The organism is Zoogloea dura (assembly GCF_012927165.1).
Classification (GTDB): domain Bacteria; phylum Pseudomonadota; class Gammaproteobacteria; order Burkholderiales; family Rhodocyclaceae; genus Zoogloea; species Zoogloea dura.
Genome location: NZ_JABBGA010000017.1, coordinates 81,343 through 100,589 on the forward strand (window position 1 = coordinate 81,343; position 19,247 = coordinate 100,589).

The 19,247-nt window shown below is 66.0% G+C and carries 17 protein-coding genes and 1 tRNA gene; 7 read left to right on the plus strand and 11 right to left on the minus strand.

What is annotated here, in order from left to right:
* Positions 1-24 precede the first annotated feature (24 nt).
* The 3 genes from HHL15_RS18250 to HHL15_RS18260 all read right to left on the minus strand — a co-directional run bounded on the left by HHL15_RS18250 (position 25) and on the right by HHL15_RS18260 (position 3,962).
* Positions 25-1,092, minus strand: a complete 1,068-nt coding sequence (locus HHL15_RS18250; RefSeq protein ID WP_169147238.1) for an ABC transporter ATP-binding protein — start codon at positions 1,090-1,092, stop codon at positions 25-27.
* Positions 1,085-2,755, minus strand: coding sequence for an ABC transporter permease (locus HHL15_RS18255; RefSeq protein WP_169147239.1), 1,671 nt, complete (start codon positions 2,753-2,755; stop codon positions 1,085-1,087). The genes HHL15_RS18250 and HHL15_RS18255 overlap by 8 nt, the downstream gene beginning before the upstream one ends.
* 103 nt (positions 2,756-2,858) lie before the next feature.
* A complete protein-coding gene (locus HHL15_RS18260; protein ID WP_169147240.1) occupies positions 2,859-3,962 on the minus strand; it encodes an ABC transporter substrate-binding protein in 1,104 nt (367 codons plus the stop codon).
* Between the two features lie 186 nt (positions 3,963-4,148).
* On the opposite strand from HHL15_RS18260, the gene HHL15_RS18265 reads away from it, so the two are divergent.
* Positions 4,149-4,829: a response regulator gene (locus HHL15_RS18265; RefSeq protein ID WP_169147241.1), complete on the plus strand. Its 681-nt coding sequence runs from the start codon at positions 4,149-4,151 to the stop codon at positions 4,827-4,829.
* Positions 4,826-6,238 (plus strand): sensor histidine kinase, encoded by a 1,413-nt coding sequence (locus HHL15_RS18270; protein WP_169147242.1) that lies wholly within the window; start codon positions 4,826-4,828, stop codon positions 6,236-6,238. Before HHL15_RS18265 ends, HHL15_RS18270 begins: the two co-directional genes overlap by 4 nt.
* Here the strand turns inward: HHL15_RS18270 and HHL15_RS18275 are convergent.
* The gene (locus tag HHL15_RS18275) at positions 6,230-7,231 is read right to left on the minus strand and encodes a hypothetical protein (protein ID WP_169147243.1); all 1,002 of its coding nucleotides are present in this window, start codon (positions 7,229-7,231) and stop codon (positions 6,230-6,232) included. The two genes, HHL15_RS18270 and HHL15_RS18275, sit on opposite strands and share 9 nt — an antisense overlap.
* 150 nt (positions 7,232-7,381) lie before the next feature.
* The gene (locus HHL15_RS18280; RefSeq protein WP_169147244.1) at positions 7,382-8,287 is read right to left on the minus strand and encodes a LysR family transcriptional regulator; all 906 of its coding nucleotides are present in this window, start codon (positions 8,285-8,287) and stop codon (positions 7,382-7,384) included.
* A gap of 121 nt (positions 8,288-8,408) precedes the next feature.
* Here HHL15_RS18280 and HHL15_RS18285 point away from each other — a divergent pair, with 121 nt between their 5' ends.
* Complete coding sequence (locus HHL15_RS18285; protein ID WP_169147245.1) at positions 8,409-9,992, plus strand: amidase; 1,584 nt, start codon at positions 8,409-8,411, stop codon at positions 9,990-9,992.
* A gap of 26 nt (positions 9,993-10,018) precedes the next feature.
* Positions 10,019-11,380 carry a DcaP family trimeric outer membrane transporter gene (locus HHL15_RS18290; protein ID WP_235943482.1) on the plus strand — a complete coding sequence of 454 codons (1,362 nt, stop codon included), beginning with the start codon at positions 10,019-10,021 and terminating at the stop codon, positions 11,378-11,380.
* Between the two features lie 25 nt (positions 11,381-11,405).
* On the opposite strand, the gene HHL15_RS18295 is transcribed toward HHL15_RS18290, so the two are convergent.
* Together HHL15_RS18295 and HHL15_RS18300 are read right to left on the minus strand one after the other, a co-directional pair.
* Positions 11,406-11,726, minus strand: coding sequence for a DMT family transporter (locus tag HHL15_RS18295; RefSeq protein WP_169147246.1), 321 nt, complete (start codon positions 11,724-11,726; stop codon positions 11,406-11,408).
* Positions 11,727-11,866: 140 nt separating this feature from the next.
* Positions 11,867-11,954 (minus strand) — tRNA-Ser (locus tag HHL15_RS18300).
* 132 nt (positions 11,955-12,086) lie between these two features.
* Here HHL15_RS18300 and HHL15_RS18305 point away from each other — a divergent pair.
* Positions 12,087-12,773, plus strand: a complete 687-nt coding sequence (locus tag HHL15_RS18305) for a Bax inhibitor-1/YccA family protein (RefSeq protein ID WP_169147247.1) — start codon at positions 12,087-12,089, stop codon at positions 12,771-12,773.
* A gap of 66 nt (positions 12,774-12,839) precedes the next feature.
* Here HHL15_RS18305 and rlmD read toward each other — a convergent pair whose 3' ends face one another.
* Positions 12,840-14,153, minus strand: coding sequence for a 23S rRNA (uracil(1939)-C(5))-methyltransferase RlmD (gene rlmD / locus HHL15_RS18310; protein ID WP_169147248.1), 1,314 nt, complete (start codon positions 14,151-14,153; stop codon positions 12,840-12,842).
* 85 nt (positions 14,154-14,238) lie between these two features.
* Between rlmD and HHL15_RS18315 the strand changes: the two genes are divergently transcribed.
* Both HHL15_RS18315 and HHL15_RS18320 read left to right on the plus strand, forming a co-directional pair.
* Positions 14,239-15,369 carry a cupin domain-containing protein gene (locus tag HHL15_RS18315; RefSeq protein WP_169147249.1) on the plus strand — a complete coding sequence of 377 codons (1,131 nt, stop codon included), beginning with the start codon at positions 14,239-14,241 and terminating at the stop codon, positions 15,367-15,369.
* Between the two features lie 179 nt (positions 15,370-15,548).
* Positions 15,549-15,812: a hypothetical protein gene (locus HHL15_RS18320; protein ID WP_169147250.1), complete on the plus strand. Its 264-nt coding sequence runs from the start codon at positions 15,549-15,551 to the stop codon at positions 15,810-15,812.
* 121 nt (positions 15,813-15,933) lie between these two features.
* Here the strand turns inward: HHL15_RS18320 and bamC are convergent, their stop codons facing one another.
* The 3 genes from bamC to HHL15_RS18335 all read right to left on the minus strand — a co-directional run bounded on the left by bamC (position 15,934) and on the right by HHL15_RS18335 (position 19,093).
* On the minus strand, positions 15,934-17,106 hold the full coding sequence (gene bamC, locus HHL15_RS18325; protein WP_169147251.1) for an outer membrane protein assembly factor BamC: 1,173 nt from the start codon (positions 17,104-17,106) through the stop codon (positions 15,934-15,936).
* A 29-nt stretch (positions 17,107-17,135) separates the two neighbouring features.
* Positions 17,136-18,014, minus strand: coding sequence for a 4-hydroxy-tetrahydrodipicolinate synthase (gene dapA, locus HHL15_RS18330; protein WP_169147252.1), 879 nt, complete (start codon positions 18,012-18,014; stop codon positions 17,136-17,138).
* 152 nt (positions 18,015-18,166) lie between these two features.
* Entirely contained in the window at positions 18,167-19,093 is a 927-nt protein-coding gene (locus HHL15_RS18335; protein ID WP_169147253.1) for a histone deacetylase family protein, read from the minus strand.
* Positions 19,094-19,247 lie beyond the last annotated feature (154 nt).

Here is a 19,247-nt window from a genome sequence, read left to right on the forward strand (position 1 = left end):
CGGGGTCAGGGAACACTCAGGGAATCAGAACACCCACACCGCCTCCGGCGGAAACTCCAGCCAGCGCTGCCCAGCCGCCTCGGGGCGCTTGCCCCAGGCGCGCAGCAGGGTGTCGCCGGCATGGAAAACGTACTCGTAGCGATCCCCCAGAAACATCGAGGTGGCCAGGTCCATGGCCAGGCGGTGCTCGCCGGGTCCGTCGGCCAGGTGCAACTGCTCCACCCGCAGCACCGCCTTGACCTCCTGGCCGATGGCGGCGTCGCTGCGCCGGCGCCCCCACAGCCGCAGCTGCCCAGCCACCTCGACGCAGGCCTCGCCGTCGCAGATCTCGGTGATCCGCCCCTTCAGGATGTTGTTGCTGCCCATGAAGTCGGCGACGAAATAGGTCTGCGGCTGGCTGTACATCTCCTGGGGCGAGCCCTGTTGCTCGATCACCCCGCCGTTGAGCAGCAGGATGCGGTCGGACATGGCCATCGCCTCGGACTGGTCATGGGTCACCACCAGGGCCGACAGCTGCATCTCGACGATCAGGTTGCGCAGCCAGGCCCGGGCCTCCTCGCGCATCTTGGCGTCGAGGTTGGAGAGCGGCTCGTCGAGCAGGATCACCGGCGGGTTGTAGACCAGCGCCCGGGCGATCGACACCCGCTGCTGCTGGCCGCCGGAGAGCTGGTGCGGGTAGCGCTCGGCGAGGTGGCCGAGGCCCAGGTTCTTCAGCGCCGCCTGGACCCGCTCGGCGATCTCGCCCTGCCCCACCTTGCGCAGCTTGAGGGGGTAGGCCACGTTGTCGAAGACGGTCTTGTGCGGCCACAGGGCGTAGGACTGGAAGACCAGGCCCAGATCGCGCTTCTCGGCCGGGATGTCGATGCCGGCGGCGGCGTCGTAGATGGTCCGCCCGGCGATGGTGACCGAGCCGGCGTGGGGCTGCTCCAGCCCCGCCACCGCCCGCAGCAGGGTGGTCTTGCCACTCCCCGAGGGGCCCAGCAGGGACACCACCTCGCCGCGCCGCAGCTGCATGGAGACGCCCTTCAGGATGGGGTTGTAACCGTAGGACAGGGCGAGGTTGTCCACGGACAGGATGGTCTTGTCAGTCATGAAGTTTCACTCCGAAACGCAGGGCCAGGGCGAGGCCGGAGCCCACCAGCAGCATGTTGATCAGGGACAGGGCGGCCACCACATCGACGGCGCCGGAAGCCCACAGGGAGACGATTTGCGCACCGATCACCTCGGTGCCGGGCGACAGCAGATAGACGCCGGTGGAGTACTCGCGCTCGAAGATCATGAACACCAGCAGCCAGGCGCCGAGCAGGCCGTTGCGGATCAGCGGCACGGTGATGTCGAGGGACACCCGGGCCCGCGAGGCGCCCACCAGGCGGCCGGCCTCCTCGAGTTCCGGCCCCACCTGCATCAGCGCGCTCTGGATCAGGCGCATGCCGTAGGCCAGCCACACCACCGCATAGGCAAACCACACGCTGAACAGGGTCGAGCGCAGCGGCGCCAGGAAGGGCACGAAGAGGAAGACCCAGAACACCGCCAGGCCGGCCATCAGGCCCGGCACCGCACGCGGCGTGAGGACGATGTAGTCCACCAGCCGCGACAGGCCGTCCGGCTTGCGATGGGTGGCCAGCCCCACCAGCAGGTAGCCGCCCACCGCCAGCGCGCCGCCGAAGGTGCCGATCAGGATGGAGTTGAGGATGGAGCGGATCATCACGTCCTCCTCGAACACCGCCCGGAAGTGGTCCAGGGTCAGCACCTCCAGCAGGTTGATGCCCGTCCCCCAGCTGCTCACCACCGAGCGCAGGGCCACGCCGGACACCGGCACCACGATGGTCAGCAGCAGCCACAGGGCGATCACCGCCAGGGCCAGCCACTTCCACGGGCCCAGGGCCAGGGGCCGCTGGCGGGCCGACTTGCCCTTCATCGCCACGAAACGCTGGGCCGACTTGAGCAGGGCCCGCTGCAGCAGCACCAGCGGAAAGGTCACCGCGATGATGCAGGTGGCCACCGCCGCCATCAGGTGATACGAGGGCGTGCCCAGCTTGTTGGTGAGCTTGTAGAGGTAGGTGGTGAGCACCAGGTGGCCCTCCGGGTCGCCCAGGATCAGCGGCAGGCCGAAGATCTCGAAGCCCAGGAAGAACACCAGCACCCCCACGTAGAGCAGGGCCGGCGAGACCATCGGGATGGACACGTCACGGGCCACCCGGAAGGGGCTGGCGCCGCTCAGGCGGGCCGCCTCCTCCACGTCGGAGCCCAGGTTGCGCAGGGCCGACGACGAATACAGATACACGTGGGGGACGTGGGTCAGCCCGGCGATGACGACGATGGCGGCCAGCGAGTAGATGTTCCAGGGCACGTAGCCGAAGAGCTCCTCGAACCATACCGAGAAGAAGCCGACCGGCCCCAGCGACACTACGTAGCCGAAGCCCAGCACCACCGGCGACACGAAGATCGGGATCAGGATCGGCGTCTCAAGCCAGCGCCGCCCGGGCAGGTCGGTGCGCACCATGATGAAGGCCAGCACGGCGCCGAGGGGGATGGCGATCACGCTCATGCCGACGGCGACGATCAAGGTGTTGCGGGTCGCCATCCAGAAGTCCGGATCCTCGAAGATGAAGACGAAGGACTCCAGGCTCAACTGCGCCGAAGGCATGAAGAAGGGACCGGACAGGACGCTTTGCCAGAGCACCAGGCCGAGCGGAAAGAAGACGGACAGGGCGAGCAGCGCCACCACTGCCCGTCGGGGCAATGTCTGCAACATGGGGAATCTCCGCGAGAAGGGAGTTTGAAAAGCGGGGAGCGGAGGCGTCAGGCCCGGCCGGCACGCAAGCGCGCAGCCGGCCCAACGGGGCGGCAGGGCCCGCTTACTTCGCCTTGACGGCGGCGTTCCACTGCTTGAGGAAGTCGAGGCGCTTGGCCTGATCCAGGTAGGTCAGCAGGCCGGTGCCGATGGGCACAGGGCGCAGGGCGTCGCCCAGTTGCTTCTTGAGGCCGCTGGCGGTGGTGTCGCCCTCCACGTCGGGGCGGATGGCGTAGAGGTCGGCCTTGCTGGCGATGATCTCCTGGCCCTTCTTCGACAGCACGAAGTCCACCCACAGCTTGGCCGCGTTGGGGTGCCTGGCGCCCTTGGCGATGAACATCACCCGGGACAGCACCAGGGTGTAGTCCTTGGGCAGCACGATGCCGATCGACGGATCCTTCTGCGCCCGGGTCAGGGCGTAGGCGGTGTTGAGGTTGTAGCCGATCAGGTTCTCGCCCGAGGCGATGCGCTCCATCATGGTGCCGGTGGCGCCCTGCACCCTCACGGACACGCCACCGAAGGCCTTGAGCAGGTCGGCAAAGCCGGCACCATTGACCTGCTTGTCCTGGGTCACCAGCATGAAGCCGACACCGGACTTCTCCGGGTCGTAGGTGGTCACCTTGCCCTTGTACTTGTCGGCCTGGGTGGTCAGCAGGCGGATGAAGTCGGCGTGACTCTGGGGCACGTCGGCGGCCGGCACCAGGCGCTTGTTGTAAACAATGCCGATCGGCTCGTAGGTGGTGCCGAAGGCCTCGTTCTTCCAGTTGGCCCACTCCGGCAGCTTGGCCGTCTCGGCCGACTTGTGGGGCTGGGCGTAGCCGTCATTCACCAGCTTGACCTGCAGGTCCATGGCCGACGACCAGGTGACGTCCGCCGAACTGCCCGCCGCGCTCTCGGAGATGAAGCGGTTGTACAGCTCGGTGGTGCTCATGTTGCTGTACTCGACCTGCACAGCCGGGTACTGCACGCGGAATTCGCGGATCAGGTGGTTGGCCTGCTCGTTGTCGGTCACGCCATAGATCACCAGCTTGCCTTCCCGGGCGGCCGCGGCGGCCAGATCGGAAGCGGACTGGGCGCGGGCCGGCAGGCTGCCGGCAGCCAGCCCGACGAAGGTGGCGGCGATCAGGAAGCCAAGGCGGCGGCGGGACTGCTGGAACGGGAACGTCATGATGTCTCCTCTGTGTTTTTGTGAGCCGTCCATCGCATCCGGGTGGGGCCTGTGCCCACTGCCGGAGCGTGTGGGACGGATCATTCGCCGATCGCCTTTCGATTCGCTTTCAGTCTTTCCTGGCGCTACGCTGGCGACACTTTCCGCTGTCTGCCCCCTCCCGCCCGTTGATCGAAAGCGAGCGCCATGCGCATCCTACTCGTGGAAGACCACCCTGAACTCGGCGAATGGCTGGCCAAATCCCTGCGCCAAGCCGGCTACGCCATCGACGTGGCCGACCGGGGCGACCATGCCGAGCACTTCCTGCTGACTCAGGAGTACGACGGGGTGATCCTCGACCTGACCCTGCCCGGCAAGGACGGCCTCGACGTGCTGCGCGGTCTGCGCGCCCGCGGCTCGCGCATCCCGGTGCTGATCCTCACCGCCCGCGGCGCCGTGGACGACCGGGTCAAGGGCCTCAACCTGGGGGCCGACGACTACCTGGCCAAACCTTTCGAGTTGAACGAGCTGGAGGCGCGCCTGAAAGCCCTGCTGCGCCGCTCGGCGGGCTTCAACCCGGTGGTGCACATCGGCCGCCTGGACTTCGACACGGTGAGCCGGATGGCCAGCGTGGACGGCCAGCCCCTGCACCTGACCCCGCGGGAGCTGGCGGTGCTCGAGGCCCTACTCCTCCGCGGCGGCCGCCCCCTCGCCCGCGAAGCCTTGTTCGAGAAGGTCTTCAGCCTGGATGAGGACGCCCGCGCCGAAGCCATCGAGATCTACGTCCATCGCCTGCGCAAGAAGCTCGATGGCAGCGGGGTGCGGGTCACCACGGTGCGCGGCCTGGGCTACATGCTCGGGCCGGACAGCCTGCCGGAGGCCCCGTGAAGGGCAGCAGCCTCAAGCGCCACCAGACTCTCTGGCTGGTGGGCGTGCTGTCGGTGCTGCTGGCGGTGGACGCCTGGTTCAGCTACGGCGATGCCCAGCGCGCCGCCAACCACGCCTACGACCGCTCCCTCTCGGCGTCCGTGCGCGGTATCGCCGAACGGGTGTACGCCACCGAGAGCGAGGTGGTGGTGGACGTGCCCTACTCGGCGCTGGAGCTCTTCGAGGCCGGTAGCGCCGATCGCATCTACTACGCCGTGCAGCACCAGGGCGGTGCCCTGATCACCGGCTACGAGGGCCTGCCGCCCCCGCCGGCGGCCGACTTCAACAAGGCGGTGTTCTACGACGGTGTATACAAGGGCCAGATGCTGCGCCTCGGCGCCATCGTCAAGCCCCTGTACCGGCCGGAGTTTCCCAAGCCGGTCATGATCGTCGTGGCCGAGACCACCAATGCCCGCCAGGACGTGGTCAACCAGCTCTTCCTGTGGGAATTCGCCCGCAAGGGCCTGGTCATCGCCGTGGCCCTGGTGGTGGTGCTGGTGGCCACCGTCGTCGCGGTGAAACCCATTGACCGCCTCGGCGCCACCCTCCTGGCCCGCCCCGAGGACGACCTGACGCCCCTCGACGGCCGTGACGTGCCGGCCGAGATCAAGCCCCTGGTGGACGCCACCAATCACCACCTGGCGCGCATCGGCAAGATGCTGGAAGCCCGCCGCCGCTTCATCACCGATGCGGCCCACCAGCTGCGCACCCCGCTGGCCGTGCTCAACACCCAGGCCGAATACGCCCTGCGCCAGGACGACCCGGGCGAGATGCGCAGTGCCGTGGATGCCCTGCACAGCAGCCTCGGCCAGGCCATCCGGCTGGCCAACCAGCTGCTGTCCCTGTCGCGTGCGGAGCCGATCAACGGCCTGATGGTCCATCCCCAGCCGGTGGACCTGAGCGCCACCGCCCGCGAGGTGGTGATCGACCTGCTGCCCCTGGCCGGCCGCAAGGCCATCGACCTGGGCATCGAAGGCTCGGAGTCGCCCCTGATGGTGGACGGGCAACCCCTGCTGCTGCGCGAGATGGTCTCGAACCTGGTGGACAACGCGCTGCGCTACACGCCGCCCGGCGGCATGGTCACCGTGGAGGTGGATAGGCCGGCAGACAGGCTCGACACCACCCGGCTGCGCGTGATCGACAACGGCCCAGGCGTGCCGCCGGCTTCCCGCGACGAGGTCTTCCTGCGCTTCTTCCGGCTGCCCGGCAGCGATCACACGGGCAGCGGACTGGGCCTGTCCATCGTCAAGGAGATCGTGCTGGGGCACCACGGCGAGATCCGCCTGCTGGACGGCCAGGCCGCCGGCATCGGGCGGCCGGGTCTGACGGTGGAGATCAGGCTGCCCCTGCGGGCAGCGGCCTCAGCGTAGGGCCAGGGCCCGGAAGCGGTTCGGACGCCCCAGCATCAGCGCGCCGAATTCGTCCAGCAGCGCGGGGCAGATGGCCTCGGGCTTGAAGGTAAAGGTGGCGAAACCGAGGCGCTCCAGGTTGCGCGACTCCAGGACGATCTCGTTGTTGTCGAAATCGGCGCGCCACATCACCTTCACGCCAATCTCGTCGGCCACGGTGAACAGTGCCCCCTCCAGCTCCCGCTGGCGGTTGCGGCGTTCCTGGCATTCGAATTTCATGCCCAGGTCAAAGAGCACCTGGCGCAGCCGCTCGACCCCTCCGCCAACGCGCTCGAGCGTGCGCACGCCCGGCCCCCTGAGGGTGTAGCCCAGGGTCACCCGCTCGATACAGCCGCCGTTACGCTCTTCCTGGGTGCGGAAGTCCGTATGCCCCTCGACCCACGAAAGATTGCGGAAGGCATCGTCGGAATCCATGAAGAGGTAGTCACGGCTGACGCGCGGCTTGAGGTAGTTCAACTGGGTGGTGAGGTCGTGGAAGTAGCCGAACACCAGGCGCAGGCAGCGGCCCATGCCCTCCCGCACCTGCTCGATGCGCTGGCTGTCGGCACCGGCCTGGCGCTGACGGCTGGCCACCTCGCCCCGAAGTTCATCGAGCAGCCCGCCGGCCAGCAGGCCCGGCAAGGGCATCTCCGCCTCGGCGGGCTTGGTGGCGGGCTCGGCGCTGGCCTCGAAAGCGGCTTCGGCCGCCTCTTCGATACGCGGAAACATCGAGTCGACCGGCTTGCCCGTCAGGTCCTTGCGCACCATGCCCAGGCCTGTGTAGCGCGAATCCAGCTTCTGCACCCGGCGACGGGCGGCCTCCATGTCGAAGGACTCGATGTCGGCGAGGAGCGCAGCGGCGTCGGCGTCGAGGGTCGGCAGGGTGCTCGTTGCGGCATCCTTGTCACGAGCAGGAAACTCAGGCTCGCCGGGGGCGGCCTCGGCCGGCGGATGGAAGCGGGGATCTGGGCACACGGTTCTTTATCTGACCACGGACTGTAACTTCAGGATACAACGCCCCGGAGCCTGCGTGTCGTCGAGACATGCACTCCAGGCCTTTCGCCTTGCAGGATACTGACATTATTCTAGCCCACGATCACCCGGCAGCCAGCCTCCCCGCATGCATCAAGCCGCCCAGGGGCTGAACACGCGGCGGGCAATGCCATAGATCAGCGCCTGGGCCGGTGCCGGGGTCCTCCCGGCGAGGCGCACCACGGCGTAACGCCCGACCAGGCTCGGCGGGAACAAGCCGAGAGGCACCAGCGCCCCCGATTCGATCTCCCGCCGCACCGCCGCGAAGACGCTCATCAGGATCATGTCGCTCTCCAGCGCCACCTCCCGCTGGATGTCGTAGCTGTCACAGCAGAATGTGACCAGGCGATCCGGATGGCCATCGGGCCCGAAAGCCTCCACCAGGCGGCGCGTCAGATCTCCGCTGACCACCGAGCAGGACACCGGGTAGCGCCGCACCGCCCCCAGATCGCGCTGGGGCATGGCCAGGATCGGGTGCCCCTTCCGGCACAGGAAGTCACCAGGCTGGTCGGGCAAGCGCTCAATGTCCAGGCCCTCGGGATCGAGGATGGCGCTGGAATCCACCACCACCAGGTCGTAACGCTCCGCCCGCAGCTCGTCGATCAGTTCGGGGGTCCGCCCCATGAAGGCGTTGATGCGCAGACGGGGATGCTCGCGGGCCAGTTCGACCATGCACGGACGCAGCAGGACCGAGGCCGGGGTCGGGCTGAGGCCGAGGTTGACGCTGCCTGCATCGCCCCCGTGCATCAGCGCGAACTCCCGGTGGATCTCGTTGCTCTCCAGGATCATGCGGCGGGCCCGGGCCAGCAGGGCCTTGCCGAAGGGTGTGATCAGGCTGCGATGCCCGCTGCGGTCGAACAGGGCCACACCCATCTCCTGCTCCAGGCTCTGGATGCTGCGGCTCAAGGCCGACTGGCTGAGATGCACCGCCTCCGCCGCCCGGTGAAAGGTGCCGTGGTCGCACAGGGCCACAAAGTGCTTCAACTTGCGGATATCCATGTCGAGCCCTCCTGATGATGCAGAGACCGCATCAAGCCGATGAAATATTTACGATTGTGTAATCCATTCTGCCAAACAGAAAATCCCTCTGCCACACCCGGCAATCACACCAGGAGGAAACATGGACACCCGATCAAGCTCGCCAGAAGCTGCCACCCCCAGCCGCCGGCGTTTTCTGAAGGCCGGCGGCCTGCTGTCAGCCGCCGCGCTGGCCCCCGGCCTTACCACCGGTCTGGCCCAGGCCGCCACCGTTCGCCCACGGGCAACAGCCGGCGACATCGTGATGGCGGATGCCATCGACCTGTCCGGCTGGATCCGCAGGCGCCAGGTGTCCTGCCACGAAGTCATGACGGCATTCCTGGACCACATCGACCGGATCAACCCCAAGGTCAACGCGATAGTCTCCCTGCAGGAGCGGGATGGGCTGCTCAAGCAGGCCGACGAGCGTGACCGCCAGCTTCGCGCCGGCCAATACCTGGGCTGGATGCACGGTCTGCCCCAGGCCCCCAAGGATCTGGCCGCCACCGCCGGCATCGTCACCACCAGCGGCTCGCCGATCTTCCGCAACTACGTGCCAAAGCAGGACGCGATCATCGTCGAGCGGGTCCGGCGCGCCGGCGCAATCCTGGTCGGCAAGACCAACACGCCGGAGTTCGGCCTCGGCTCCCACACCTACAACACCGTCTTCGGCACCACCGGCAATGCCTACGACCCCAGCCGCTGTGCCGGCGGCAGCAGCGGCGGCGCAGCGGTGGCCCTGGCGACCCGCATGCTGCCGGTGGCCGACGGCAGCGACATGATGGGCTCCCTGCGCAATCCGGGGGCCTACAACAACGTCTTCGGCTTTCGTCCGTCCCAGGGGCGGGTCCCCTTCGGGCCCTCCAGCGAAGTCTTCTACCAGCAACTCGGCTACGAAGGCCCGATGGCCCGCACAGTGACCGACCTGGCCCTGCTGCTGTCCGTCCAGGCGGGTTTCGATGCGCGCATGCCGCTGAGCATCGACCAGGACCCACGCAGCTTTGCCACCCGCCTCAAACGCGACTTCAAGGGGGCCCGCATCGGCTGGCTGGGCGACTTCAACGGCTACCTGCCCATGGAGGCCGGCGTGATGGACCTCTGCCGCGAAGCCTTGAAGGGCTTCGAGGTCATCGGCTGCCAGGTCGAGGAAGCCCGCCCCGACTACGCCATGGAGCAGCTCTGGCAGACCTGGTTGACCCTGCGCCACTTCCTGATCGCCGGCCTCGCCTCCGGACTTTACGCCGATCCGGCAAAGCGGGCGCTGATGAAGCCCGAAGCAATCTGGGAGATCGAGAACGGCCTGCGCATCAGCGGCGCCGACGTCTACCAGGCCTCAGTCCAGCGCAGCAAGTGGTACGAAGCCCTGCGCAAGCTCTTCCAGCGCTACGACTACCTGGTCCTGCCCACCGCCCAGGTCTTCCCCTTCGACAGCGTCATCCACTGGCCCACCGAAATCGCCGGCCGCAGCATGGACACCTACCACCGCTGGATGGAGGTGGTGGTTGGCGGAACCCTCTCCGGCCTGCCGGTCATCAACGTCCCCGCCGGCTTCAACGCCGCCGGCCTGCCCATGGGCCTGCAGGTGATGGGCCCGGCCCAGGCCGACCTGGCCGTCCTGCAACTTGCCCATGCCTACGAGCAAGCCACCCGCTGGGTCCAGAAGCGTCTGCCGGCCCTGATCGCCTAAGCCCCGAGCCCCTGCCAAGGAGAACAATGATGAACCTCACCGCCCGCCGTACCCCCCTCGCCACCCCGCTCAGCACCCTGCTCGCCGGTCTGCTGCTGGCCGGCGCCACACCCGCCTCCGCCGCCGACGAGGCAGCCGAACTGCGCAGCATGCTCAAGCAGATCCAGGAACGCCTGGAGGCCCTCGAAAAGAAGGACAAGGCAGCCACCGTCGCTACCGCGGCCGTCCCCCCCGCCTCCGGCAAGCAATACATCGAGGCCGGCGACCTGCCCGGCTCCTTCCGTGTCCCCGGCTCCGACACTTCGATCAAGCTGTACGGCAACGTGCGGACGGATGCCACCTATGACTTCAAGGGCCGCATTGCGGCAGTCAACAGCTATGGCTGGGCCAACAGCCTGTTTCTGCAGCCCTTCGACAGCAGCGCCGCCGGCAAGCGCAGCGGCCAGACCTTCGCCACCGCCCGCGGCTCCCGCTTCGGCTTCCTGACCAGCACCCCGACCGCCGAATACGGTCCGGTCACCACCAAGCTGGAGGGCGACTTCGACGGCCTCAACACCCTCGGCGGCGAAACCCAGACCACCGTGCGCCTGCGCGAGGCCTGGGGCAAGATCGGCGGCCTGCTGGTCGGCCAGACCTGGAGCACCTTCGTGGATCTGCGCGCCCAGCCGGACCTCATCGAGTGGAACGGCACCGGCATCACCCCGACGATCCGCCAGGCCATGGCCCGCTACAGCCTGCCTGTGGGTGCCCGGGGACGGGTGGACCTCGCTGTCGAGAACACGATCGGCTCGACCCTGGTCAAGTCGCCAGTAGCCGACTATGACACTGGCTTCGACTATGTCGCCGCCTTCACCCAGGACACAGATTGGGGCCACTATTCCGTGCGCGCCGTGACCCTCGGCTACAAGAACGACCAGCACAGCAAGCAGGGCTATGGCCTGGCCGCCAGCAGCCGTATCAACCTGGGCCGCCAGGACAGCATCGTGCTGATGGCCGCCGGGGGCGAAGGGATCGGACGCTACATGTACAACGGTCTGGTGCAGGGCGCCGTCAATACCCCCGACGGCATCCGCCTGTGGCGTGGCTGGGGTGCCCATGCCGGCTATACGCACCGCTGGTCCGACAGCCTGCGCTCGACCCTCGCCATGGCCGAGACTCACTTCGAACGGGATGACCTGGCCAATGCCGCCCAGCGTGCCAACAGCCCAGCCGGCGCCGACTTCTACCCCAATGAGAAATTGCGCCAGTTCTGGATCAACACCTTCTGGAACCCGGCCCGCAACGTCGACCTCGGGGTGGATTACAGCTACGGCAAGCGGGAAACCTTCAACGGCGAGAAAGGCACGGTCAGCCGTCTGGGCACCATGCTGCGCTACAACTTCAACTGAGCACGCCCATCACACCAGCCCCCGCCTACTGGGGGCTGGACAGCTTCATCAGCACCAGGCCGGCAACGATGAGCGCGGCGGCCAGGACCCGCCCGACACCAAGCGGCTCGCCCAGCACCATGACGCCGACGACGAAAGCTCCCAGCGCACCGATGCCAGTCCAGATGGCGTAGGCGGTACCCAGCGGGAGCGTTTTCATGGCAAGGGAAAGCAGACCGAAACTGGCCGCGACGGTGACGAGGGTGATCACGCTCGGCACCAGCCGGGTGAAGCCCTCGGACTGCTTCATGGTGAACACCCACACGATTTCCAGCAGTCCCGCACACAACAACATGATCCAGGCCATCAACGGCTCCTCAGAAAAGAGCCGGGCCGTCCCGGACATTGCGCCCCTGGGCAGGGGGAGGACGTGGCCTCTGCTATCAGGACAGCCTGGCCGGGAATCGGTTCCCAGGAGGGCCAGACGTGCCCGCAAAACGGTTCTGCTGGCGGAGGCGGTGAGATTCGAACTCACGAAGGGTTTCCCCTTGCCGGTTTTCAAGACCGGTGCAATCGACCACTCTGCCACACCTCCCGCAGGGCGCGCATTCTAACACGCCCATTCCAGCCGCCAAGACCATGGAATAGCCGCGGTTGAAACTTCCTGGGGCCTCCGCTACTCTCAGGCAGTGCAGGCTCAGCTGCTCAACGATTTCGGAGGATTTAAATGCAACTCGACACTTACGGTCAGCAAACGCAGGTTTTGGCGCAAGGCGCGAACCGCGTGCTGCGCAATACCTACATGCTGCTTGCCCTCACGATGGTGCCGACCGTTGCCGGTGCGCTGCTCGGCGTGCAGATGCAGTTCTCGTTCCTGGCCGGCAACCCCTTCCTGGCCTTCATGCTGTTCCTGGGCATCTCGTTCGCCTTCTTCTACGGGATCGAGAAGAACAAGAACAGCGGCCTCGGCGTGGCACTGTTGCTGGGTTTCACCTTCTTCATGGGCCTGATGCTGTCGCGCATCCTGCAGGTGGCCCTGGGCTTCTCCAACGGCGGTTCCATGATCGCCCTGGCGGCCGGCGGCACCGGTGCCATCTTCGCAACGATGGCTGGCATTGCCAGTGTGTCCAAGCGCGACTTCACCAGCATGGGCAAGTTCCTGACGGTAGGCCTGGTGGTTGTGCTGCTGGCTTCCGTGGCCAACATCTTCCTGCAGATGCCGGTGCTGCACCTGGTCGTGTCGGCAGCGGTGGTGCTGCTGTTCTCGGGCTACATCCTGTACGACATCAGCAACATCATCCAGGGCGGCGAAACCAACTACGTCACGGCGACCCTGGCGGTGTACCTCGATGTGTACAACGTCTTTGTCAGCCTGCTGAACCTGATCATGGCCTTCGGCGGCGATCGCGACTGATCCCTGCCAGCCTGCATCGAAAACGGCGACCCGCGGGTCGCCGTTTTTTTGGCCGACGGATGCGCCTCAGGCCCGCTCGAACAGCGCAATCGACTCCACGTGGGAGGTTTGGGGGAACATGTTGGCGATCCCCGCTCCCTTCAGCACATAGCCCTTTTCGTGGATCAGCACCGCAGCATCCCGTGCCAGCGTAGCCGGGTTGCAGGACACATAGACGATCCGCCGAGGCGCCTTCGGGCCGAGGGCCTTGGCTACGGCAACAGCCCCCTCCCGCGGCGGGTCGATCAGCATCTTGTCCAAGTGCCCCAGTGCATCGATGCTGTCCTCGGTCGCCTCGAACAGGTTGGCGGCATGGAATTCGCTGAGCGCCGCCAGGCCGTTGGCTGCCGCATTCTCGGCCGCCCGCCGCACCAGTGCGTCGCTGCCTTCCACCCCGATGACCCGGGCGCCCAACTTGGCGATGGGCAGGCTGAAGTTGCCCAGCCCGCAGAACAGGTCGGCAATGCGCTCGCCCGGCCGGGGATCCAGCAACTGCATCGCACGGCGCATCAGCAGACGATTGATGCCCATGTTCACCTGGGTGAAGTCGGTCGGCCGGAAGGCCATCGAAACGCCAAACTCCGGCAGGGAATAGGCCAGCCCGGGAGCCTCCGCCGGGAACAGGCGACGGGCCGAATCGGGACCACTGGCCTGCCCCCACACCTGCACACCCTCCGCGGCCGCGAAGGCCTCCAGGCTCGCCTCATCGGCCGCCGTGAAAGGCAGCAGATGCCGCAGCACCAGCACGATGATGCCCTCTCCGACTGCGATTTCGATCTGCGGCACCCGGTCCGGCGCAGACAGGCCGGCGATCAGCGCTTTCAGCCGGGGCACCATCTGCGACACATTGGGTGGCAGGATCCGGCACTCGTCCATCGGCGCCACATAGCTGCTCCGACGCTCGTGGAAGCCCAGCAGCAAGCCTCCCTTGCTGGGCACCAGGCGGACGGTCAGGCGGGCGCGGTAACGGTAGCCCCAGGTCGGGCCGAGGATGGGCGGATAGATCACTTCGGCCCGGATCCGGCCAAGGTGCCACAAGGCATCCTCCAGGACCCGCTGCTTGGCCGCCACCTGGGCCCCGGGCTCGAGGTGCTGCATGCTGCACCCACCGCACACGCCATAGTGGGGACAGGGCGGCGTCACCCGCCGGGAACTGGCCTTGAGGATGCGGACCGCCTCGCCCACTTCAAACTTGGGCTTGCTGCGATAGGCGCGGTAGATCACCCGCTCTCCGGGCAAGGCGCCATCGATGAAGACCACCTTGCCCTCCACGTGCGCCACACCACGCCCTTCATGGTCGAGGGATTCGATGGTGGCTTCGCGGTGGGGCGTGGCATTCATGGCAGGGCAACCGGAGAGAGGCAGAAGGGGCGCCATTTTAGCCCGCGCAAAAGTGTTGGCAAGACAAGGCGTTATAATCCGTCCCATGACTCAGATACTTCTAGGCGGCCTGACGGCGGAGGAATTCCTCGCCGAATACTGGCAAAAGAAACCACTGCTGATCCGCCAGGCAGTTCCCGGCTTCACCGGCGTCGTGACCAAGGACGAGCTTTTCCAGCTCGCCCGCGACGAGGATGTGGAGTCCCGTTACGTCACCCACGACGGGCGCCACTGGGAAGTCATCCGCGGCCCCCAAAAGGCCTCCGACCTCAAGCGCAAGAAGCATCCGTGGACGGTGCTGGTACAAGGCCTCAACCTCTTCTGCCCGGATGGCGACGCCCTGCTCCACCGCTTCAACTTCATCCCCCAGGCCCGCCTGGATGACCTGATGGTCAGCTACGCCATCGACGGCGGCGGGGTCGGCCCGCACTTCGACAACTACGACGTGTTCCTGCTGCAAGGCATCGGCCAGCGCCGCTGGCAGATCGCCAACCAGGACGACCGCAGCCTGGTCGAAGGCGCGCCGCTCAAGATTCTCAAGGATTTCCGACCGGTGCACGATTGGGTCCTGAACCCCGGGGACATGCTCTACCTGCCCCCCCACTGGGCCCACAACGGTATCGCCATCGGCGAATGCACGACCTATTCGATCGGCTTCCGCTCACCCAGCTACCAGGAGCTGGCCCAGCAGTTCCTGGGACACCTCCAGGACAGCCTCGAACTGGACGGCATCTATGCCGACCCCGACCTGAAACTCCAGTCCCACCCGGCGGAAATCGGCGATGCCATGATCGACCGGGTCGCGGAGCAGCTAACGCGCATCACTTGGAGCCGCGAAGACGTCCGCAGCTTCCTGGGCAGCTACCTCACCGAGCCCAAGCCCCACGTCTTCTTCGATGCGCCCGACGAACCCCTCGATTTCGACGAGTTCATTGCCGCCTGCGCCACCGACGGCTTCAGCCTGGATGCGCGCAGCCTGTTCCTGTTCTCCAACGGACAGTTCTTTCTCAACGGTGAAACCGTCGAGGTCGACGAAAGCGACCGGAAAGCCCTGTGCCAGCTCGCCGATGAGCGCCGTCTTCCAAGCCTGGCGGGCATCTCCGGGCCAATGCAGGAAGAACTCCACGAGTGGTATTGCTGCGGCTTTGCCTTCCCATCAGGCGCTTTGATGGACTGATCAGGGCCGGAGCTTGAAGCTGCCAAAAGTTGACAGAAAGCCGAAAGGGTTGCCGCGTCGCAACAATGTCTTTATTCAAGCACTTCCTCCGTGTTAACATACACAGTAGATCGGGTCCCCCACCTGATTGCCCCTAAATTTAGTTGTCGCACTTCATTTATCGATAAGGGAAATCAACAATGAAACAATCTCTCCTGGTTGCTGCTCTCGTTGCACTCGCTGTGTCCGCCTGCGGCAAGAAGGAAGAGCCGAAGCCCGTTGAAGCTCCGGCCCCCGCTGCTGCCCCCGCTGAAGTCAAGCCCGCTGAAGCTGCACCCGCTGCTCCGGCCGCTGATGCCAAGCCCGCTGAAGGCGCTGCCGCCCCGGCCGCCGACGCTGCCAAGCCCGCCGAAGGCGCTGCTGCCGCTCCGGCCGCTGAAGCCAAGCCCGAAGAGAAGAAGTAATATTCTTTCCGGCAAAAAAGCCAACCTGCGGGTTGGCTTTTTTTACGCCTGATGACAGGCAAAAAAACAGGCGCCGGACATGTCCGGCGCCTGTTTGCATACCTGCCCTGTCGTTGGCGACTTACTTGAGCTGCTGGAACAGCAGGCCCAGGATCTTCCGGGCGGATTCCGAAGTATCGGTGCCCCCTTCGCGGGTCAGGACCTGGATGGACGACCCCGCCCCCGCGGTCTTCACATGGATCCGGTACTGGCTGCCGGAGACCACGCTGGGCTTGGCCGAGGAACGCCAGAAGGCAAGCTTGGAGAGGATGCCCTCATCGTCGCCCTTCTTCTTCACGTCCACTTCCGGATCGACGTAACGGACGTAGTAGAGGCCCTGGGAACGATCCCGATCCTCCACGGTGAAGCCGACACGGTCGAGCGCCAGGCCGACACGCCGCCAGGCACGGTCGAAACCCTCTTCCACCTGGAGTACCGACGCGCCGGTCGGGGCACTCTCCAGCTTGGCCTTCTCCGCCTGGGGCTTGGCAGCGATCTGGGCCTTGGCCCGGACTTCATCCGCGCCAAGACGGATCATCAGGCGCTGCAGGAACTCGGCTTCGAGCTCGGGATCGGCCGCGCGGGGCTGCCAGATGGTCCGGTCCTTGGCCTCGTTGGGGTAGATTTCCATCATGCCGCGATGGCTGACGTAGATCTCCACGAAGCCTGCCTCGCCCCCCTTCTCCAGCCGGGTGCGGAACTTATCACGCTCGGGGGTGGAGTAGAGGCCATCGATGACCTTGCCGATGGTGTTACGGATGATGCCGTTATCGATCTTGGCCCGGTTCTCAGCCCAGTCGGTTTCCATGACACCAATCTCGGGACGGTCCACGTTCAGGAGGAAACCGTTCTCCTGCCAGAACTCACGCACCAGCGGCCAGATCTTCTCCGGTGTACCGGGCACGACGAGCCAGCGCTGGGTACCGGAGCGCTCCACCCGCATCTTGTCGATGGACTGCGGCGCCACGGCCACCGGCCCACTGGTGGCCGAAGGCGCGCCACCCTGTGCAGTGCGCTCCGCGTTGTAGGCGGAGAAGGTGGCACTACCCTTGGGGTTGATGTCAGGGACCGCATACCGGTCGTCCGCCGTGGGCGCCGTCAGGTCGGGCGGGATTTCAAGGGTAGACCGCGCTGGCGCGGAAGAGGCACTCTTGTAATCGATCTTCTTCGATTCCAGCAAGGAACCAGAGCAACCGGCGAGGGCGATCGTCGCGACAACGACCGCCGAACCGGAAGCCAGCTTTCGGCTTTGCATGCGTAACCCTCGGGGTGGGAACAACAGATTCAAACTTCGATGCCGGCCTGACGCATGGCGTCGCGGACACGTTCGTGGCAAGCCTCGGACAGGGTCGTCAGCGGCAGGCGGATGCCCTTGCCAACAAAACCCATCTGCTCGACCGCCCACTTCACCGGAATGGGGTTGGCTTCACAGAAGAGGTGGCGATGGAGGCCCACCAGCTTCGCATTGAGATCACGGGCACGGATGCCGTCGCCCGCAGCAGCGGCCACGCACATCTCGTGCATCAGGCGGGGCGCCACGTTGGCAGTCACCGAGATGGTGCCATGACCACCCAGCATGATGAAGGCCATGGCCGTCATGTCATCGCCGGTATACAACGCGAAACCCTCGGGCGCCCGTGCAACCAGGTCGCAGGCGCGATCGATGCTGCCGGTCGCATCCTTGATGCCGATGATGTTGGGCACCTCGGCCAGCCGCAGCGCGGTGTCGTTGGACAGATCGGCCACCGTGCGCCCGGGCACGTTGTACAGGATCATCGGCAGCGGGCTGGCCTCTGCGATGGTCCGGAAGTGCTGGTACAGGCCTTCCTGGGTCGGGCGGTTGTAATAGGGAACCACGGACAGCCCCGCCACCGCCCCCGCCTTGCGGGAGAACTCAGTCAGCTCGATGGCCTCACGGGTGCTGTTGGCACCGGTGCCGGCGATGATCGGCGTGCGGCCCGCAGAATGCTCGACGGCCACCCGGATCAGCTCGCAGTGCTCTTCGACATTGACCGTCGGCGATTCACCGGTGGTGCCGACAACGACGATCCCGTCGGTGCCTTCCTTGATGTGGAAATCGATGAGGCTGCGGAATCGGGGCAGATCCAGGCTGCCATCCTCGTGCATCGGAGTGACGATGGCGACAATCGAACCGGTAATCATGGGCTATCGGGGAAAGAGGGAAAGTTGAGTATTGTACCCAATCACTTCGGGAAGGCTAGACGGACGCAAACTGCGCTTACCAAATCCGTCGCGGAACAATGATCCCCGCCGAAACGGGGATGGCCCGCCCTGACTCCAGGGCAGCAGGGGTCTTAAAGGTCGGCCAGCGTCTTGATGTGGGCAACCACGCTGCGGGCGAGGGACGACAGGGAGTAGCCGCCCTCCAGCAAGGACACAATGCGGCGATTGGCAGACTCGGCCGCCACAGCCTTGATCTGCTCCGTCACCCACATGTAGTCCGCTTCGACCAGGCCCAGGGAACCCATGTCGTCCTCGTAGTGGGCATCGAAGCCCGCCGAGATGAAGATCATCTCGGGCGCATGGTTGCGCAAGGCCGGCATCCAGATGCTGGAAACGATCTCCCGGAACACGTCCCCCCGGCTACCGGCCTTGATCGGCACGTTAACCATGTTGGGCGCCGGGTTGTCGGCGCCGCTGTAGGGATAGAAGGGATGCTGGAAGATGCTGACCATCAGCACCCGTGGATCATCCTTGAAGATATCTTCCGTTCCATTGCCGTGATGCACATCGAAATCGATGATCGCGACACGCTTCAGGCCGTGTTCTTCCAGGGCGTGCCGGGCGGCCACGGCCACGTTGTTGAAGAAGCAGAAGCCCATGGCCTTGTTGGCCTCGGCGTGGTGACCGGGCGGGCGGATGGCGCAGAAAGCGTTTTCGGCCTGCCCCGACAGGACGAGGTCGGTCGCCATGATCCCGGCTCCCGCCGACCGCAGGGCGGCCTTCATGGAGTGGGGACACAAGGCGGTGTCCGGGTCGAGGTGGCGGATACCGTGTTCCGGCACGCTGGCGAGCAGCTCTTCAACGTGCTCGCGGGGATGAGCCCGGGAGATCTGGTCAACGCTGGCCACCGGGGCATCGTGGAAGGAGAGGTACATGTCGAGCCCGGCGGCGATGAGCCGGTCATTGATGGCCCCCAGGCGCTCCGGCGACTCCGGGTGGTGCTCACCCATGTTGTGCAGCCAGCAGTCCCGGTGCGTGATGAATGCGGTACTCGTCATAAACTCTCCCCTGCCTCTCGCTATGCGTCTTCTGTGCGTATCGATTGTCGCCCCGGCCAGCTCCCCCGCCCGGCACCACTCCGCATGAAAGCAGGAGCCGGCGCAGGGTTTCGAGCATGCGGAATGCTGTTGTGGAATCATTATCCACTTAACT

Excerpts from the sequence above, each read along its gene's own strand:
- HHL15_RS18335 (WP_169147253.1), bottom strand. The coding sequence starts at position 19,093 with ATGACGAGTACCGCATTCATCACGCACCGGGACTGCTGGCTGCACAAC.
- HHL15_RS18255 (WP_169147239.1), bottom strand. The coding sequence starts at position 2,755 with ATGTTGCAGACATTGCCCCGACGGGCAGTGGTGGCGCTGCTCGCCCTG.
- HHL15_RS18295 (WP_169147246.1), bottom strand. The coding sequence starts at position 11,726 with ATGGCCTGGATCATGTTGTTGTGTGCGGGACTGCTGGAAATCGTGTGG.
- HHL15_RS18305 (WP_169147247.1), top strand. The coding sequence starts at position 12,087 with ATGCAACTCGACACTTACGGTCAGCAAACGCAGGTTTTGGCGCAAGGC.
- HHL15_RS18320 (WP_169147250.1), top strand. The coding sequence starts at position 15,549 with ATGAAACAATCTCTCCTGGTTGCTGCTCTCGTTGCACTCGCTGTGTCC.
- bamC (WP_169147251.1), bottom strand. The coding sequence starts at position 17,106 with ATGCAAAGCCGAAAGCTGGCTTCCGGTTCGGCGGTCGTTGTCGCGACG.
- HHL15_RS18290 (WP_235943482.1), top strand. The coding sequence starts at position 10,019 with ATGATGAACCTCACCGCCCGCCGTACCCCCCTCGCCACCCCGCTCAGC.
- HHL15_RS18315 (WP_169147249.1), top strand. The coding sequence starts at position 14,239 with ATGACTCAGATACTTCTAGGCGGCCTGACGGCGGAGGAATTCCTCGCC.
- HHL15_RS18280 (WP_169147244.1), bottom strand. The coding sequence starts at position 8,287 with ATGGATATCCGCAAGTTGAAGCACTTTGTGGCCCTGTGCGACCACGGC.
- HHL15_RS18265 (WP_169147241.1), top strand. The coding sequence starts at position 4,149 with ATGCGCATCCTACTCGTGGAAGACCACCCTGAACTCGGCGAATGGCTG.
- dapA (WP_169147252.1), bottom strand. The coding sequence starts at position 18,014 with ATGATTACCGGTTCGATTGTCGCCATCGTCACTCCGATGCACGAGGAT.
- HHL15_RS18250 (WP_169147238.1), bottom strand. The coding sequence starts at position 1,092 with ATGACTGACAAGACCATCCTGTCCGTGGACAACCTCGCCCTGTCCTAC.
- HHL15_RS18260 (WP_169147240.1), bottom strand. The coding sequence starts at position 3,962 with ATGACGTTCCCGTTCCAGCAGTCCCGCCGCCGCCTTGGCTTCCTGATC.
- rlmD (WP_169147248.1), bottom strand. The coding sequence starts at position 14,153 with ATGAATGCCACGCCCCACCGCGAAGCCACCATCGAATCCCTCGACCAT.
- HHL15_RS18285 (WP_169147245.1), top strand. The coding sequence starts at position 8,409 with ATGGACACCCGATCAAGCTCGCCAGAAGCTGCCACCCCCAGCCGCCGG.